The following is a 17,907-nucleotide window of genomic DNA, read 5'->3' as shown; positions in this document are numbered from 1 at the left end:
AAAATCATTTTTTTTCAAATAATTAACTATTATCCTTAGTTCACCGTGATTAGCAAATCAGTTATTTTTAAATTTGAAGAATTTAAAAATTCTTCCTATGCTAAAAAGAGTTTTTAGTAATTCATTTTATGCCAAGGAATGCGAATGAACATTTTAAAAACCCAAGTCTTGAGAGGACCTAATTATTGGTCGAACTATAGAAAAGAACTCATTGTTATTAAACTTGATTTAGGAAAATATGAGGAGCTTCCTACGAATCTTTTAGTTGGATTTAAAGAACGGCTGATACAGTGTCTTCCAAGTTTACAGAGCCATCGTTGTTCTTTAGGAGTTGACGGCGGATTTTTAAAACGGGTAGAAGAAGGTACTTGGTTAGGACATGTGATCGAACACATTGCTTTGGAGTTGCAGTGTCTCGCAGGGATGGAATGCGGTTTTGGCCGGACTTATGGGACTAAAGATTATGGTGTTTATCAAGTCATATTTGCATACCAAATTGAAGAAGCAGGTTTGTATGCAGGAGAAGTTGCGATCAATTTCATAAATTCTATTGCAGAAGGCAAAGAATATCCTCTTGATGGGGCAATTAATCACTTAAGGGAAATTTTTAAAAAGCAGGGATTAGGGCCTAGCACTCAGGCACTTGTCCAGGAAGCTAAAAAAAGAAAAATTCCTTGTAAACATTATGAAAACACTTCTCTAATCGCATTAGGATATGGGCGAAATCAAAAAAAGATTTGGGCCTCCGTATCTTCGAAAACAAGCTCTATAGGCGTGGATATCGCTTCGGATAAAGAGCTTACCAAGCAGATTTTAAGCACAAATTTTATTCCAACTCCCAAAGGGTTGGTTATTAAGAATGAAGAGGAACTTGAAAAAGCAATAAAACAATTGGGATTCCCATTAGTGATTAAGCCATATAACGGGAATCATGGAAAAGGGGTAACTACAAATATTGCGGATTGGGATAAAGCAATTTTTGGCTATGAACGTGCAAAAAAAATTTCTAATGAATTAATAGTTGAGCGCTTCATAACAGGGAAAGATTATCGATTCTTAGTAGTAAACTATAAAGTGGTAGCTGTAGCTGAAAGAACTCCTGCCCAGGTTAGAGGGAATGGGAAACTTACAATCAGTCAATTAATTCAGCAGGCGAATGAAGATCCGAATCGAGGCGATTCCCATGAAAATATGCTGACAAAAATCAAGATTGATGAATACACGTTCTCTATTTTAAAACAAAATAATCTGACTCTTGAGAGTATTTTACCTGAGAATCATATTTTATACTTAAAAGAAACTGCAAATCTAAGTTCTGGTGGAACAGCTAAAGATGTAACTGATACGGTTCACCCGTTTAACATTTTTCTTGCAGAACGTGTAGCGCGACTTGTAAATTTGGATATTTGCGGAATCGATGTGATTTCAAATGACATAACTTGTCCTGTGAATGAAAATCATGGTGCCATTATCGAAGTAAATGCTGGGCCAGGATTACGAATGCATTTGTCACCAAATGAAGGTACGCCACGTAATGTAGCTGAACCCATTTTGAATATGCTTTATCCACCTAATTTAACTTCAAGGATTCCAATAGTCGCAGTGACAGGTACTAATGGAAAAACATCCGTTGTTCGCTTAATTGCTCATCTCGCACGTTTTGCAAATCATCACACCGGATACACTACTACAGACGGTATTTATATAAATAATAAATTGATTTATAGCGGAGATTGTAGTGGTCCTGCCAGTGCACAAGTTGTTTTATATGATCCCGAAGTGGATTATGCAGTGTTAGAATGTGCGCGAGGCGGAATTTTGCGGTCGGGTTTAGGATTTGATGAATGTGATATTAGTGTAATTACTAATGTTACTGGGGATCATTTGGGATTAAATGAAATTCATACTCTTGATGAATTGGTCCAGGTCAAGGCGGTTGTTGCGCGCAGCACGAAAGAAACAGGATATGCGATTTTAAATGCTGATGATAATTTAACCTATGATTTAAGAAACGATTTAACGTGTAACATTGCTTTATTTAGTATGTTTGAAAGCCCTCGTATCAGGAAGCACTGCAGTTTAGGTGGGTTGACTGCTTATCTTGATCAAGGACATATTATCGTGCAGCGAGGCTCCGAACGAACGGTTTTAGCTGATGTAAAATCAATACCACTTAGTTTTCAAGGTACTGCAAGCGGTATGATTATGAATATATTAGCTGCAACATTGGCTGGGGTTATCAGTCAGTTCTCTTTAGAAAAAATAAAAGAAGCACTGCAAATTTTTTATCCAAATGTCGAAAATCTTCCTGGCAGAATGAATCTATTTAAATTTCCTCATTGCCAAGTCATGGTCGATTATGCGCATAACGAGGGTGCATTTTGTGAGTTAAAAAATTATCTTGCTTCAATTCATTGTACTAAAAAAATTGGGATTATAGGGGCGGTCGGTGATCGCCGTGATGAGGACATAGAAAGGCTGGGCTATCATGCTGCTTCCATGTTTGATGAAATCGTCATTCGCCATGATAAAGACGGAAGAGGGAGAACTCATCATGAAATAAATCGTCTTATTGCTGCAGGAATACTTCGATCTGATTTTAAACCGTCTTTAAATATTATTTCAGATGAGCTCGAAGCCATTGAATATGTGATGGGAGTAGCAGAATTAAATACGTTTATTTATTGCGCAGTTGAAGATGTATTTGAAACAACTCATTTTCTCAAGAAAAAGGAAAAACAACTGATAATGGCAAATGAGGTTTATAATGACACCCAAAGCTAAATTATTAATTATCGGGGGTGCTGAAGATAAGGGTTATAATGAGCCATTGGATATTACGGAACAAAATAAGGAATTTACTCGTTATGAAATTTTAAATGAATTATTGCCTCCGTCGAATAAGAAAATAGAAATTATTACAACTGGGTCGGAAATTCAGGATGAAGTAAAACAAATTTATCAAAATGTTTTTCATAACATGGGTTATACCAATATAGGTTTTATTCCTATAAAAAATAGAAGCGAAGCACGCCATGGAGAGTATTTAAAAAGGGCAAAGGATGCGGGAGCTATTTTCTTTACAGGAGGAGATCAGTTTCGTCTATCCACGATATTAGGTGGTACTCCTATAGTCGATATTATTAAAGAACGATATATGAAAGATAGCAATTTCACTATTGCCGGAACCAGTGCTGGGGCTATGGTTATGGGTACGGTTATGATTACAGGAGGCGGTTTATCAGAAGCTTTAAGGTACCTCAATTTATTAACCTCTTCGGGGTTAGGGATTTTACATTCTTGTGTTATTGATACTCATTTCATAAAAAGAGGACGATTTAGTCGTTTGGCACATGCCATTATTATGAACCCAGAACAATTGGGTATTGGTCTAGGTGAAGATACGGCTCTGGTTATTCGAAATGGAACGGATGCAGAATGTTATGGCTCAGGTATGGTTGTCATTATTGATGGTAGAAATATAAATCAAACAAATATCACGGATGTTGAAGAAGGAGAGCCTGTATTTGTTGAAAATTTGATAGTTCATCTTTTGGTAAAGGGATGTCAATTTTCAATTGCAGATCGTATTCTGGCGAATCCTGCGATCCCTCTAAATAGATAATTCAAAAAATGGAATACGGTAATGAATAAAATTGCAATCGCGGTACATGGTGGTGCTAGTGAAAATTATTCTTTTTTGCACGATCATCAAAAAGAATTTGAACACGGTATGGCTCAAGCAGTTGAAATAGGTTATTCGGTTCTTGATAAAGGGGGTTCTGCTTTGAATGCAGTAGAGCAAGCAGTAGCAATTCTTGAGGATAATCCTTTATTTAATGCAGGAAAAGGTTCAGCCTTAAATTGCCGGGGTGAAGTGGAAATGGATGCTTCCATTATGAGTGGCACGGATCTGCAAGCTGGTGCCGTATCTATGGTTCGTACTGTAAAAAATCCAATTCGTCTTGCCCGGCTGGTGATGGAGAAAACACGTCATGTTTTTCTTTCAGGATATGGTGCTGTAGAACTGGCAAAGAAGTATGGTTTGGAAATGGAGCCCGAGTCTTATTTTATAACTCCGCATCAATATGAGATGTATCAAAAGCTGAATAAAATAGAGAGCATGGAAGAAATTCAACGCAAGAAAATGAAAGGAACTGTAGGTGCTGTTGCTTTAGATTTACAAGGAGATCTTGCAGCGGCAACATCGACAGGTGGAATTAGCAATTGCCTTCCAGGCAGAATTGGAGACAGTTGTGTTATTGGTGCCGGATGTTATGCCAATAACGCTACATGTGCGGTTTCTGGAACCGGGGAAGGTGAGTATTTAATTAGAGGGGTAGTGGGGCATACTATCTCCATGATGATAGAATTTGATATGTCATTGCAGCAAGCGTGCGATTACGTAATTCATGAACGCAATCAAAGGTTAAACGGGGAAGTAGGTGTTATTGCCCTTAATAAAAATGGTGATTTTGGCATTTCTTTTAATACTGAAATTATGAAAAGAGCATGGAAAAGTTCATCTCAAGAAGTTCAAATTAAACTGTTCAATTAATTTGATGAAATGGTACAGCCTTAACTTGGAGTGCGAAACAGAACCCCAAAATTAAGCCCGGTTGGTTCTGTTTCACTATTATAATTTAATTTTATACTGGAGGTGGCGGACGTCGACCCAGTAATCCCATTATCAGAAATACGACAAAGATAACAAGAAATATAAAGAATAAAATTTTCGCAATTCCTGCAGCAGCTGATGCAATGCCACCAAATCCAAATGCGGCTGCAATAATTGCAATGATGAAAAATATTAAAGCCCAGCCTAACATAATTACCTCCTTGTATTTATCATAATGAAAACATTTACTTATGATTTAATTATAGACTATTTATACGCTGATTAAGGAATACTTAAAAACCTGAAAAAATTCTGGAAAACCCCAGGTTTTTTGGACTGTTACATTGCTAATATAAATAATGCTATATCCAAATTTCATAGTTATATCCTCAGTGAAGTTAAGCAGAAGGGATCCGGCTAGGCTTAACGAGTCGGCTATGATGGGTTGATATTAGTACATGAAGGCGATAACCAGTAAACCTGTGGCTATAAAACCAATTAAAGCAAGACTGGAATTACCACCTGGTACCAAGTGGCTTTCTGCGGTGACTAAATGAGTTTTACGTCCTTTCCAGGCCATAATTGAAGGCAGTAGTAACAATAAAATAACACAGCAAATGCCGGCATAGCTTAAAGCATGCAGATAAATTCCTGGATTTAATAAGACTACTGCTAGTGGAGGAAGAAAAGTTAAAGCTAAGGTATATTTTCCCTGGTTACCGGATTTCTCTAGTTTTAATCCATCTGCCAGAAAATCAAACAATCCCAATGAAACTCCTAAAAACGCTGTAAGCATGCATATCGAAGTAAAAAAGCCAAAAAATCCACTGATCCATTGATTTTGTACTGATTGACTTAAAGCCTCAGTGAGCCCGCTCGTCGCGTGTTCTGAATTCATGAGAGCGAGTAGGCCATTTTCTCCTTCTCGAGAGACAACACCCATAATGACTGCATCCCAAACAATATAGCAGACAAGAGGGATAAGCGAACCTAGTAAGATTACACGTTTTAGGGTATGTATATCATCTTCAAAATAGTCACGGAGACTTGGTATTATTGATGCGTAGCCAAATGAAGTAATTAAGATCATTAAAGTGCCAGTAAAGGCACGCGCTGAACCGCCAGTTAAGCCCAAAGCAGAGGTATGCGGACTAATGATAGCAACTAACAAAACATAAATGCCTAATTTACCAAACATTAAACCACGATTGACATAATCTACGGAACGTATGCCTTTATAAACAATCAAACCGAATAAAAATGTAAACAAAATTGCAGTGGCGCTGTTGGGCATATCAATATTCAATTTATGTAATAAGCTATTGAATACATCACTCCCCCCAGATATATAAGCTGACAGTAGGGTATAAAGCAAAAACAGGTAGGTGATCCAGGCAATAATTTGACCAGGTAATCCTAATGTAGATTTAGCCATGGAAATCATGTTACTTCCTGCTGGAAGACGTAGATTGACCTCCAGAATGAGTAAAGCACCTGCAGTCATGACCAGCCAACAAAAAAACAGGAAGAAAATGGAATTGCTAAAGCCTACTTCTGCAGTAGAAACGGGGAGGGCAAGCATACCACCACCTATAGATGTTCCTACTATAAGTAATATTCCACCTATTAGTTTTGAATTGATCATGAGATATAACCCAAAATAGTATAAAAATAATTCAATATGATACTTTGTTATTCATTTTAAGTCAATTGTATCGCAGCCAAAAGGGTTATAGTTGAGCGATCCTAATAAATAGGTTCTTTCCCTATATACCTCGCTTTATACCGATATCCATAATTGAGCCTTTAAGATACCTCTGAGTTCTTTATTAAACAAGTTCTCTGGATAGGGCGATACGTAGAGTACATAAAAATTTTTTATTAAACTATAAACTTTTGCCTCTATCGCTTAAAGTGACATGCTGCATACAGATTGTTTTATATCAAATTCCAAAATTCATGCACCAATAATCCGATAGAAACAGCAACTACAATACCTTGAGTCCATTTACCGCCTGGAACAATAAAGACAGACTGATGATTTCTTCTGCCAAAATAACACATTAATGCGGGTAAAAGTAGTAGCAGAATAATACAAAAAATACCTGCATAGCCTAAAGCATGGATGTATGCACCAGGATAATAAATGACGATGAGAAGCGGAGGGGCAAATGTAAGTAAAAATAACCCAACACCATGACTTCCACGTTCACGCAACTTTAAACCATCTGCAAGGAAACTATACAAGCATAAAGACACGCCAAGAAATGCAGTGAGCATACAAATGGAGGTGAAGAAATTAAACAAAGCGCTGATTGTTGTATTTTGTACTTTATTTGAGAGTAAGCTTGCTAAGGCACTCGTAGTATGCGGATTATGCATTAAACTCTCAAGGTTTTGGCTTCCCTCCGAGGGGAGGGCACCCATGATGACGGCATCCCAAGCCAAATAACAAAATAAAGGAATTAACGAACCAATAAAAATCACTTTTTTCAGTTGTTTAATGTCGTCATCAAAATAATCTCTTAGATTAGGAACAATAATGGCGAAACCAAAGGAGGTAATTAAAATCATAATGGCGCCACCGATATAACGCATATCACCATGACGCAGATGTTGTAGTTCAATGTGCGGAGCAATAAGTACCACTAATAATACATAAACAGCTAATTTGCCAAACATCAATCCACGATTGACATAATCTACATATCGAATTCCACCATAAACAACCATGCCAAAAATAAGCGTAAACCATAAACTCGCTTGCCAATCTGTCAGATGCAATCCAATTTTAAAAAGAAGGCTGTTTAATACGTCTGCCCCGCCAGAAATATAAGCAGACAACAGGGTATAGAGTAAAAAAAGATAGCTTACCCAAGCAGCAAGCAAACCATAATTACCTAAAGTGGCTTGCGCCATTGAAACCATATGTTTTCCTCTGGGTAAATAAAGATTCGCTTCAAGGATAAAAAACGCTCCTAATGTCATGAATACCCAGCAAAGAAATAGAAAAATGGAAGATTGCCAGAAACCTGTAGCTGCATTGGCGACAGGCAAGGCGAGCATTCCCCCGCCTATAGAAGTTCCAACAATTAAAAGAATTCCTCCGATAAATCTTGAACGCATTAATTTGCCTTACTTTGATGCATAAACTACGGGTGATGGTACTGGAGCTGGACATGTTGCACAAGTCTTAATACCATAATTATTGAACCATTGGATCTCAATGCGTCGATTAAATGCACTGCCATGAATCAATTTATTGTCACCTACATCATTTTTATCCCCATAGCCCTCTGCTTTAAGAAGTTGCGCAGGAATATTATTAGCCCATAAAAAAGTAAGCATAGTTTCTGCTTGAGCCTGGGACATTAATTTTTTATGGCGACGTGTGCCTACATTATCGGTGAATCCTGCAACATACACAGGACTGTTAGGATAAAACTTCAATAACCTTATGATATTTTCCAATCCAGGGTAACACACTTCATTGAGGCGTGGGCTTTGAAACATAAAATATTTATCAACAGGTACAATTAAGGTCATGGTGTCTCCGTATTGTACATATTCAATGTTTTCTTTATTCAACTCTTTAATGATGCTGCGTCTGCTAGCTTTGTAAAAACCTACAATGGCGCCAGCAGTACCTCCTACAACGGTACCTGCCAGTGCACCTGTCACGGTACCTGTTGTTGCAGCACCCACTGCAGTGCCCACAACGGCTCCAGTAACGACTCGTCTCGGCATGGGATGTACCGGTTTGAAATTATTATAAGGCGGATAAAAACAACTACTCAGTAAACATGAACTCAGTAAACAGGTGATTAAACCACAACATAGAATTCGTGCTCTAGCTAATTTGAGTGACATATTCACTCCCTTGTTTCGTGATTTTATCATTATTAAACATCTGGTTAAATTTCGCAATTGGAACATCTTCATAAATTTGGCTTATACACTGGGTTAGAATCTGTACTGATTGCACCAGGCATTTAAAATACTAGCCTGGGTGTAGCGAAACGAAACCCGGGTTTGACCTTGTTTCCCAGGCTTCCTCTCATGCTACATAACCGCAGGATTTTAAGTGGACAGATTAATTAGCAGAAACAACGATTCTCTAACTCATCTTCTTCACTGAGTTGAAGCTCTTCTTTCATTGGTTGCAGCACGGGTTTGAAGAAGGAAACTAAACTTAACTCATTAGTATATTCTGTATCGTGGCGACTGAATGATTTAAATTCTGTGAAACATGACAATGCTTTATATGCTGCTGCAATCATTGCTCCGACAATAGTTATTCCTACGGCAATACCTAAAACAGGTTGAACAATAAGTACGGGCAGTGCAATCCCAAAAATACCCGCATATAAAGAAAATGCAGTCGCTGCGTAGAACATCAGCTCCAATGCTTTGCCAAGATTATGAAATAAGACACCAATTTTTCTGGATTCACAGGAGTTGCTAATTTTTTCCGATGCTTCCTTAGTATTTAACTGTTTATATTTTACTTTGGCTAATTGGTCTAAAAATAATTCATAACTGGCAGCAATTTTTTCAGCGCTTTTGGCTGAATTCGTTTTGGTATATGAAAGGTTATAATATTCTTGTACGGCTGTTATTTGTTTTCTTATTTTCTCGCCGACATCCTGATCAGCAAACAGAGTTTGTAGTGCTTCGTCACAGGCGTTTAAACGCAGTTCTAATTTTCTCTGATTCAAAGGCATGATTTATCTCTTTTTTATTATTAGTAGTAGGGAAACCATAGTATTAAACCACTTCAATTGAGATTGAGCGGTCTAAATGTCTTATATCACAATTAACGTGAGTTCGACATAAAAAGTATAAAAGCACTTTATACTTTTTATGACGCTAAACGAACGTTATCCCGCAAAAATGCGAAGCATTTTGTGCGGGATCCATTCTAAGAACCGTTCGACATAAAAAAGTATAAAAGCACTTTATACTTTTTATGACGCTAAACGAACATTATCCCGTAAAAATGCGAAGCATTTTGTGCGGGATCCATTCTAGGAACCGTTCGACATAAAGTATAAAAAAAGTTTTATACTTTACTCTTCCCCCTGAAAACGACATAAATTCTGAAAATCACATTGTTGGCAAAGAGTTAAATGAGCGGGTTGTGGGGCACAGTGGCCTTCTTGGAATTCTTTAGCCAGCTCAGTGAGTTGTTTTTGCCAAAGCTCCCTGCATTCTGTCCATACTTCGTCTTTCTTTAAAGGGGTTATCCCACTTATGGTATACTTTTCCTCACTAAGTCCTGCACAGCTAATTTTCCCGGTTTTCAATTGTAAGAGCAAAAGAGTGTTAATTTGTTCATCCAACAGTGCATAAAGCAAGAGCTGTGATTCTTTAGGGCGCTCCTCATTCCAGGGTTTACTGGCAGGAAGAGTACTTTTATAGTCAATAACCCATTTTTTATCTTCAACTTGATCCAAACGATCGACGCGCACTTGAAAATCGAGACCCGCTAAATTAATCACGTAAGATTGCTCTATCGCTGCTACGGTAAAAGGAGGTCGTTGTTTCTCCCATGCAAGACACGTGTGTACCATTCGTTTTAAACGTGTGTATTCCACTTCCTGTATTGAATCAGGAAATGAGTCACAATGTTGTCTTTTTAGTGAGACTAAAGAGGTATGAATGGCGTCATCAATGTATTGTTCCAGAATATCATTGGCTAAATGAAGCAGATTATGTTGATTTTCTAATTTTTGCCATAGCAACTCCATTACCTTATGAATGATTTGTCCTCGTTCTTTATTACCTAAACCATCGGTTGTTTGCAACGAAGTTTTGGCTCGGAGTCTGTGTTCGGCAAATGCTTTAAAAGGACACTTGGCTTGATTCGATAGAATTGCTGTACCTCCATAAATAGGCTCCTGAGGCAATAAAGGAATATGAAAAGACTCCTCTATAGAGATTAACTCAGATGGAATTTTTTCTTCATAATCAGTTGGTAAAGGTTCAAAATTGGAAAACCCAACGATTAAGGAGCAAGGTAGATTAGGTGTGTCTGCCTGCAATTGGGCATAACTGAATACTATAGAATCAGCACTTCTTTGGAACCGACGCAGGATCTGGCGAGCAAACTGCAATTCGCGAGCAGGTAAGCTATGTGGCATACATAATTCACGTTGCAATTGAGGTGGAATAAAAGCTGATAATTGTACTTTTTTGGGCAAACATTGATCGGTTAAGCCCGTGATCCATAAACTCTCGAACTCACATCCTGATGCTTCCAGTAGACCGGAAATTTGAATCGGCGCATTGGTTTTTTGCGCTTGGAAAATGGTGTTATCAGCAAGATGACGTACTATCTCCAGAGCCTCCGATTTTGTGAAGCAAGGACTTAGTAAAGAAAATTGCCTTAGCTCATCAAAGAGAGCAATAAAACGATTAAGGCACTGATAATTCTCTGAGCTAAGAGTATAGTCCCCGGGAAAATCCAAAGTATTTAAACGCTTTTGAAATAAGTGTATCCATTCTTCTACAGCAGCCTCTTGAGGGTAAGGAGTAAGATTTTTTAAAAGGTTAGCGAGTTTTGGAGCATAAGTATGAAGTTCTTCTCTAAAATGATTTAGCTGAATTGAATGATTTTCTAATAAGACTCCTTCGTGCAAGTACTCAGAGCGGGCTATGAATTCTTCTTTAGAACTGCCTAAATAGGGCGATTGCAGAAGTAATCCTGCTTGATGCGGGTTTAAGAGATCATCTAAATTAAGCCAACATAAGGCATGGGCAACCAAAGGAAAATTACTCAGAGACTGGCCAAGGGAAATATTAAAACAGGATGACTCAAAATGATGTGCCAAGATTCTTTGTAATGTATTAGATTCTTGCTCTAAATTCGGTACAACGACACCGATATGCCGATTCCCTTCCTGTATTTTTAAATGCAGCCATGCCATGAGCTGTTGATATTCTTCTTTGTTGTCTTGAGCCGCGAATACTTCAGTTTTCGATGATTTTTCCTTCAAATCATAGTGGTATTGAGTGAAACCTTTTCTCGTCAAATGTTCCTGCAAGAGTGCTTGCTGAGGTGTAAAATCATCAAAACATACCCAAACAACCTCTTGGAAAAATAAAGAACTATTAGCATGGAGCAAATAGGGGATTAATTGATGCTCAGTGATAAAATGGTTCTGCTTTAATTGTTTATCAAATAATTGCCACCACTGTTGAAATTGTCGTGTTTGTGCCGTGTAATTAAAAGTGGGATCTTCCATGTTAATTTGCCAGAGTTGGCAACGCTCCCACGCATTGCTTATCGATTGGAGCAGACCTTCACTATAAGTTATGTTCGTCTCGGCTTGAATTATTTTGCGCCATAAGTACTGACATTGAGTGCTGTTTAATAAGGTGGGGTGGGTAATCTGAGGGCTAATAAAATTGAGTTGTTCATAGGCTTTAACCAGAGCAACGCTAAAGGGCATACACTTAGGCTTCTCGATGGTTTGTTTCTTACTGTGTGTATAGTAGGATTGAAGTATTGCTTCACTAAGTCGGTTATTCGGGGTGAGAACAATGGTTTTTTGAGTTAATAGAAAAAAAAGCTGCTCTTTATCAGTAATCGTGTGTGTCGACATTAAAAATCCACAATTGAATTGTAGTCTGGGTGTAGCGCAGCGCTCCCGGAGAATGTTCTATACCCGGGAAAAACCAAAGTTATGCTGTGCTGTTTGCAGATTACAATATAATGAAAAGCTGAGTAGTTAGAAGATTGTACTCAAGTTTTTTTGCGCTGCAAAGTACGGATTTTTTTTGCCGGTTTAGGTTTTTCTCTGTCTGCAGCACCAACATATCGTGGTAAACGATGGTCTCGTCGTTTGTCGGTACGCAAAATTTGGTAAATAAATTTCCCACGTAAATAGATGGAGGCTAAACCTGAGGCAATGGCAAGTAAAAAGCCAAAAAGAATATAACTGTAACCCAGGACAATGAAGTATGCAGAAACAAAATCATTAAAATCGATTACTTTCAATGCTTGATTTTCTGATGTGTCCATAAAGAGCAGCAAGCCCAGATCAAAAAAGGGCAAGGAAAGCAGAACCATAATAAAGCCCAACAAAAAAGTCTTGAGTTTGTAAGGTCTAGGACATAGAACGATGCTTTTCCCAAATAGTGCCCCAGTTATAGAGGCTACAACCATTCCTAGTATAATTGCATAAAAAAGCGGCACAACCTCTTCAAAACCAATTGTTGTAAGAAATCCATTGATAAGTATCGTTCCGACAACGGATAGTAATCCGTAGTAAACAGCTGCCAGTAAACGTGGATTGGGAAAGTCAAGTGCAGGATCTTGTTTCATGGGGCACTCCATAGCTCCACCTATATATGTATCATTTTAGTATAAATATTTTACTGTGTTGTGTTTTATTCATTTTTTTATTTAAACTATCCGGATAAAATTAGTCTTCGAAGAGATAGAGCTGTATCAGCATAATAATTTGTATATAATAAGATAAATAATTATTGATTTCGACTATGAAGAAACTTGGACACTTTATTTTAAAACTGTTTGGATGGAAAGTTGTAGGCGAATTACCGCACGATAAAAAATATTTGGTGGTTGTAGCTCCCCATACTAGCAATTGGGATTTTGTTGTTGGCTTATTTGCGCGTTTTTCAGTCGGCGTTAAAATTAACTTTTTAGCGAAAGATCAATTGTTCTTTTTTCCTCTAGGTTTGTTGTTAAGAGCTTTAGGCGGCGCTCCAGTGGATCGTTCTAAAAAAAATAAGACAGTTGAGCAAGTCGTAGAAATATTCTGTTCTCGTGATGAGTTTAAGCTTGCCATTACTCCTGAGGGAACTCGTAGTCCAGTGACCCGATGGAAAGAGGGATTTTACCATATTGCGTGTCAAGCAGGACTGCCTATCGTTATGGTAGGTCCTGATTATGCAACTAAGGAAGTTCGAATTCATGAGAAATTCCAACCATCAGGAGATATTGATAAGGACTTTCCAAAGATTCTTGATTTCTTTAGAACTATAAAAGGCTGCTATCCTAAAGAAATTCCTGAGTATCATTCCCGGAAAAATAATTAGTTTACAAATGTAACCGCTCCTGGTGCAGGGGAAATCCAAAATCCTACTACGTACAACATAAAGCGCAGTACGTAGTGAGGTTTATTAAGTTTGGGTCTCTTTTTCAACGTGCACCCAGGAATACCATACCCAGGGGAGTGTACGTACTGCATTTAGGGCACATACTCAAATATTCCTCTGCTCGACCCGGGTATTTATAAATGTTTTATCATTTTTAACATTTTAAATTTTTTTCCGTCGGGGAAAGCAAAATATTCCGGTTCAATGATTTGATAGCCGCAAATCTCATACAGTTTTGCACCGGGCAAGGTTGCCATCATTTCCATTTTCCTAAACCCATGAAATAAGGCTTGTTGTTCACAATATTCCAGGAGCATTTTTCCAAGGCCCTGCCGAGCATGGTTTGGATGGACAAAAAAAGCTCTGATCTTGGCATAATCTGTTTGTGGATTTAAAAAACCTTTCTCACGCACTGCGCATTGATCCCCACCAAACAGGGTTTTTCGTTTACTCCACCCACCACATGCAATGACATCGCCTTCTTTTTCTATAACATAGTAGGTTTGATCCTTAATAAGTTCTTTGTCCACACCAAAAATAAAATGAATCGCCCCTTCAATTTCTTGGTTCGTATAGTCTTCTTGGCTTAATCCACGGGCTGAATATTCAATGAGTTGGTTCAGCGTATTAATTTCATCAATATGCGCTATTCTTATCACAGTTGTTTCCTTTTGTATCTTATTAATGGGTAGGAGAATTTATCATGAAATAAAAATAAATAAATTTTTAATTTAATGATGTTTTATTTCATTTTATAATGTTAAATTTTTATTTTTGGGTAATATATGGAAAAAAATGGTGATAGAAGTGCATTGGAAAATAAGACTGATCCGGTATATTTAGATAAAATTGACCGAAAAATTTTAAATTTATTGCAGAAAGACAATCAAATTACCAATCTAGCCCTTGCTGAAAAAGTAGGGATTTCCGCTCCTCCTTGTTTTCGTCGTGTAAAACGATTACGTGATGAGGGCATCATTGTGAAGGATGTTTCTCTGGTCGATCCTTTTAAGGCAGGCCGCGGACTCATTGTTTTTGCAAATATTACTTTGGAAAAGCAAAGAGAAGATTTATTGGCTCATTTTGAACGCAAAATGGCGGAGCAAGAAGAGATAAAGCAATGTTATTTTGTTTCAGGCGAAACCGATTATTTATTAATAATACATGTAGCAGATATGAATCATTACAATGAATTTGCACGTAAGGTATTTGCTAATGAGCCAAATATTAAAATGTTTCGAAGCAGTTTTTGCCTCAATCGTACTAAATACAATACCAACATCCATTTTGTGGAGGATTAAGAAAGATTGCATAGGGGGAGTCAGGTGAATCAAGAAAAAAAGTAGCTCTATACTGGCCTCTTCAGATCATTGCTGTCAAGCTAAGAGTATTTGTAACCAGTGATAGGATGAGTCCATATCATTGGATACGTCTAATCATATTATTTGGAACAGTTGTATGGGGCTACGGTGTAAACTCGTCCAGAATTCCTGGCATTTTACGCCTTTAATACCTTGCTAGTATCATTGAATATTCCCTGAGAAGCTGTTTTCTCAGCATCACTAAAAAATGCATAAGAAGACGTTTTCTTTGATCCTTTTTTATGAATAGGGAATTCTTTAGCAACTTCATTAACTACATTTTCAAGTTTTGCAAAAAATTCTGGTCCAGCAGTTTTATAATCTGCATCGGTCGTATCTTTTGATTTAGAAGTAGGATTATGAAGAGTAGAAAAGCCTTTTATATCCGCGTTTTCAATGATCTTCTTGTTATCATCAATTAAAATGATATCTTTTTTATTTATTCCTGGATATTGTTTCTGCCATTCGGGAAATTTCTGTTCCAACAGTTTTGATTTTATCATCTCTCTTTCAAGAGAAGGATTTTCTCGCCATAATTTCTTTATATCTTCGGCATTAAAAAATTCAAATTGCCCTCTTTTTATTCTCCTTGCTATTTTTTCTTCATTTTTTTTGTAATAAAATGTGCTGAACACATTATTTAAGAACGCTATTTTATCATAGCCTCCAGATGTCATGAATTTAACAATAATTGCTGGCTGACCATCTTTTTTAATAGCAGCTTTATTTACTTTATCTATTTTTTTAACTATTTTTTCCCATTCATTCCTGCTTAAAGCGATTATTGAATAGTCTTCTACCCGTGATAAAGGGATATTTTCTTTTAACTGAGGTTTTTTTAAAAATCCATTCGTATCATTTTCTAGACTTAGAGTTTCTTTTGCAGTTTCTGTAAGATCATGTCCTTGATTCGGTCTCTGCAATATCATTAAATTTTCATCTATATCTAGCACTAATATTTTGGTCATTATCATAATCCTCAGTTTAAATCTAATTTAAAAATTTTGGCCATTTTTATCGCTTCCAGAATTATTCACCATCCAGGCATTAGATATTAAGGGCCTGGATGGTTATTTGAACTCCAAGTGACCATTATGCGTCAATGTTGTTTATCAACACCATGATCAATAAACGGACTATACCTCTAGTAATTTTTACGCTATGCCAAGCAAATTTTTTTCCATAATGTTCACTCGCATATTAAAAATGTGCTTATTGTATCAAATATGATCATATGCATTCAAGTTTGTGCAGCCGATTCGGATGGAATAAAATGTGATTTTATTTTTGCGACAAAAACCGACAGTTGTGCGCGCAGGCGGGGATCTATCTTTATATTGGCAATGTGCTCAATTATAGAAGGATTCCCCTTCGCAAGAAATGACAACATCCGCTTGACGACCGATTCTACACTTAACCAGGATCCTGAATTTATCTTTTTAATATGGATTTACCTGCATAAGGCAATGCAGCCATTTCATGAATGCGTAATAATTGATTGTACTTTGCAACACGATCAGTACGGCATAATGATCCTGTTTTAATTTGACCACAACCTGTAGCAACTGCGAGATCTGCGATAAACGTATCTTCTGTTTCACCTGAACGATGTGACATCACACAACGATATCCATTTTGTTGAGCTAATTGAATTGTTTGTCGTGTTTCACTCAAAGTTCCAATTTGATTGACTTTAATCAGGATGGCATTAGCTACTTTTTGAGTAATACCTTCTTGTAGAATTTTGGGATTAGTAACAAATACATCATCACCTACTAATTGAATTTTTTCCCCTAATTGAGCAGTCAAATGGTTCCAGCCACTCCAATCTTTTTCATCCAACCCATCTTCAATGCTTACTATAGGATAATTAGTAACAAGATTAGTATAATAATCAATAAGTTGCATTGAAGTGAATTTTTGATTTTCTGACGCCATGTGATACATGCCTTGATCGAACAGCTCGGAAGCAGCAACATCTAAAGCAAGCACTATTTCATCGCCTAACTTAAATCCCGTCTTTTCAATTGCTTCACAAAGTAGGTCAAGAGCTTGACGGTTTGATTTTATATTCGGCGCAAAACCTCCTTCATCGCCTACTGCAGTATTTAAGCCTTGCTTTTTTAAAACGGATTTTAATCCATGAAAAATCTCAGTGCCCATTTGCAATGCCGTGGGAAAATCAGCAGCTCCTGCAGGCATAATCATGAATTCTTGAATGTCCACATTATTATCTGCATGTGCGCCTCCATTTAAAATATTCATCATGGGTACGGGCATGCACATTTTTTCACCTTGGTTTAATGCAGCATATAAGGGCAACTTATGCTCATTTGCTCGAGCTCTTGCGGCTGCAAGAGAGACAGCAAGAATGGCATTGGCTCCAAGACGTGATTTATTTTCTGTACCGTCTAATTGACATAATTTATTATCTAAAGCGTCCTGATCTTCAACGGAAAAAAGGTGTAACGCTTGATTTATTTCATGGTTCACATGAGCAACTGCGTGGTGTACACCCTTACCATTGTAACGTTTTGCATCATTATCGCGGAGTTCACAAGCTTCCCGGCTTCCTGTTGATGCCCCAGAAGGAACGCTGGCTCTTCCTTGGGTTCCATTTTTTAAAATAACGTCTGCTTCTACAGTAGGGTTACCACGAGAGTCCAGAATTTCACGAGCTTGAATTTTTGTAATTTGCATGTTGAGTCCCAATTACGATTGAAATTTTTTAATCTGAAAAGCATTAGCCATCTAATGATTTTTCAAATCAGACTTCTTCGGAAACTCGCTACCGGGAGAGAA

The 17,907-nt window shown here is 37.4% G+C and carries 15 protein-coding genes; 5 read left to right on the top strand and 10 right to left on the bottom strand.

Annotation, left to right across the window (positions count from 1 at the left end; genetic code table 11):
- Window positions 1-144: 144 nt before the first annotated feature.
- The 3 genes from cphA to LXO92_RS15225 are packed head-to-tail and all read left to right on the top strand — an operon-like array spanning window position 145 to window position 4,558.
- A complete protein-coding gene (gene cphA, locus LXO92_RS15235; protein ID WP_232891270.1) occupies window positions 145-2,784 on the top strand; it encodes a cyanophycin synthetase in 2,640 nt (879 codons plus the stop codon).
- Window positions 2,768-3,625: a cyanophycinase gene (locus tag LXO92_RS15230; protein ID WP_182350370.1), complete on the top strand. Its 858-nt coding sequence runs from the start codon at window positions 2,768-2,770 to the stop codon at window positions 3,623-3,625. The genes cphA and LXO92_RS15230 overlap by 17 nt, the downstream gene beginning before the upstream one ends.
- A 21-nt stretch (window positions 3,626-3,646) precedes the next feature.
- Window positions 3,647-4,558 carry an isoaspartyl peptidase/L-asparaginase family protein gene (locus LXO92_RS15225; protein ID WP_182350369.1) on the top strand — a complete coding sequence of 304 codons (912 nt, stop codon included), beginning with the start codon at window positions 3,647-3,649 and terminating at the stop codon, window positions 4,556-4,558.
- A gap of 91 nt (window positions 4,559-4,649) precedes the next feature.
- On the opposite strand, the gene LXO92_RS15220 is transcribed toward LXO92_RS15225, so the two are convergent.
- From LXO92_RS15220 to LXO92_RS15190, 7 genes are all read right to left on the bottom strand, one after another.
- A complete protein-coding gene (locus LXO92_RS15220) occupies window positions 4,650-4,829 on the bottom strand; it encodes a DUF1328 family protein (RefSeq protein ID WP_182350368.1) in 180 nt (59 codons plus the stop codon).
- A 240-nt stretch (window positions 4,830-5,069) separates the two neighbouring features.
- Complete coding sequence (locus LXO92_RS15215; protein WP_182350367.1) at window positions 5,070-6,263, bottom strand: amino acid permease; 1,194 nt, start codon at window positions 6,261-6,263, stop codon at window positions 5,070-5,072.
- 293 nt (window positions 6,264-6,556) lie between these two features.
- Window positions 6,557-7,744, bottom strand: coding sequence for an amino acid permease (locus LXO92_RS15210; protein WP_182350366.1), 1,188 nt, complete (start codon window positions 7,742-7,744; stop codon window positions 6,557-6,559).
- Window positions 7,745-7,753: 9 nt separating this feature from the next.
- On the bottom strand, window positions 7,754-8,488 hold the full coding sequence (gene cmpA / locus LXO92_RS15205) for a C-OmpA-like family protein CmpA (protein ID WP_182350365.1): 735 nt from the start codon (window positions 8,486-8,488) through the stop codon (window positions 7,754-7,756).
- Window positions 8,489-8,715: 227 nt separating this feature from the next.
- Window positions 8,716-9,342: a DUF5638 domain-containing protein gene (locus LXO92_RS15200; protein WP_182350364.1), complete on the bottom strand. Its 627-nt coding sequence runs from the start codon at window positions 9,340-9,342 to the stop codon at window positions 8,716-8,718.
- A gap of 345 nt (window positions 9,343-9,687) precedes the next feature.
- On the bottom strand, window positions 9,688-12,225 hold the full coding sequence (locus LXO92_RS15195) for a PD-(D/E)XK nuclease family protein (protein WP_232891269.1): 2,538 nt from the start codon (window positions 12,223-12,225) through the stop codon (window positions 9,688-9,690).
- 140 nt (window positions 12,226-12,365) lie between these two features.
- Window positions 12,366-12,947 (bottom strand): hypothetical protein, encoded by a 582-nt coding sequence (locus LXO92_RS15190; protein WP_182350362.1) that lies wholly within the window; start codon window positions 12,945-12,947, stop codon window positions 12,366-12,368.
- A gap of 176 nt (window positions 12,948-13,123) precedes the next feature.
- On the opposite strand from LXO92_RS15190, the gene LXO92_RS15185 reads away from it, so the two are divergent.
- A complete protein-coding gene (locus LXO92_RS15185) occupies window positions 13,124-13,684 on the top strand; it encodes a 1-acyl-sn-glycerol-3-phosphate acyltransferase (RefSeq protein WP_182350361.1) in 561 nt (186 codons plus the stop codon).
- 194 nt (window positions 13,685-13,878) lie between these two features.
- Here the strand turns inward: LXO92_RS15185 and LXO92_RS15180 are convergent, their stop codons facing one another.
- Window positions 13,879-14,403 carry a GNAT family N-acetyltransferase gene (locus tag LXO92_RS15180; protein WP_182350360.1) on the bottom strand — a complete coding sequence of 175 codons (525 nt, stop codon included), beginning with the start codon at window positions 14,401-14,403 and terminating at the stop codon, window positions 13,879-13,881.
- 126 nt (window positions 14,404-14,529) lie between these two features.
- Here LXO92_RS15180 and LXO92_RS15175 point away from each other — a divergent pair, with 126 nt between their 5' ends.
- Window positions 14,530-15,045 (top strand): Lrp/AsnC family transcriptional regulator, encoded by a 516-nt coding sequence (locus LXO92_RS15175; protein WP_182350359.1) that lies wholly within the window; start codon window positions 14,530-14,532, stop codon window positions 15,043-15,045.
- Between the two features lie 197 nt (window positions 15,046-15,242).
- On the opposite strand, the gene LXO92_RS15170 is transcribed toward LXO92_RS15175, so the two are convergent.
- Window positions 15,243-16,073, bottom strand: a complete 831-nt coding sequence (locus LXO92_RS15170; RefSeq protein WP_182350358.1) for a hypothetical protein — start codon at window positions 16,071-16,073, stop codon at window positions 15,243-15,245.
- Window positions 16,074-16,536: 463 nt separating this feature from the next.
- Window positions 16,537-17,805 (bottom strand): phosphopyruvate hydratase, encoded by a 1,269-nt coding sequence (eno, locus tag LXO92_RS15165; RefSeq protein WP_182350357.1) that lies wholly within the window; start codon window positions 17,803-17,805, stop codon window positions 16,537-16,539.
- Between the last annotated feature and the right edge of the window lie 102 nt (window positions 17,806-17,907).

Origin of the sequence: Legionella resiliens, from assembly GCF_021344005.1 — a bacterium.
Taxonomy (GTDB): Bacteria; Pseudomonadota; Gammaproteobacteria; order Legionellales; family Legionellaceae; genus Legionella; species Legionella resiliens.
This window is presented reverse-complemented; position numbering and strand designations above follow the sequence as displayed.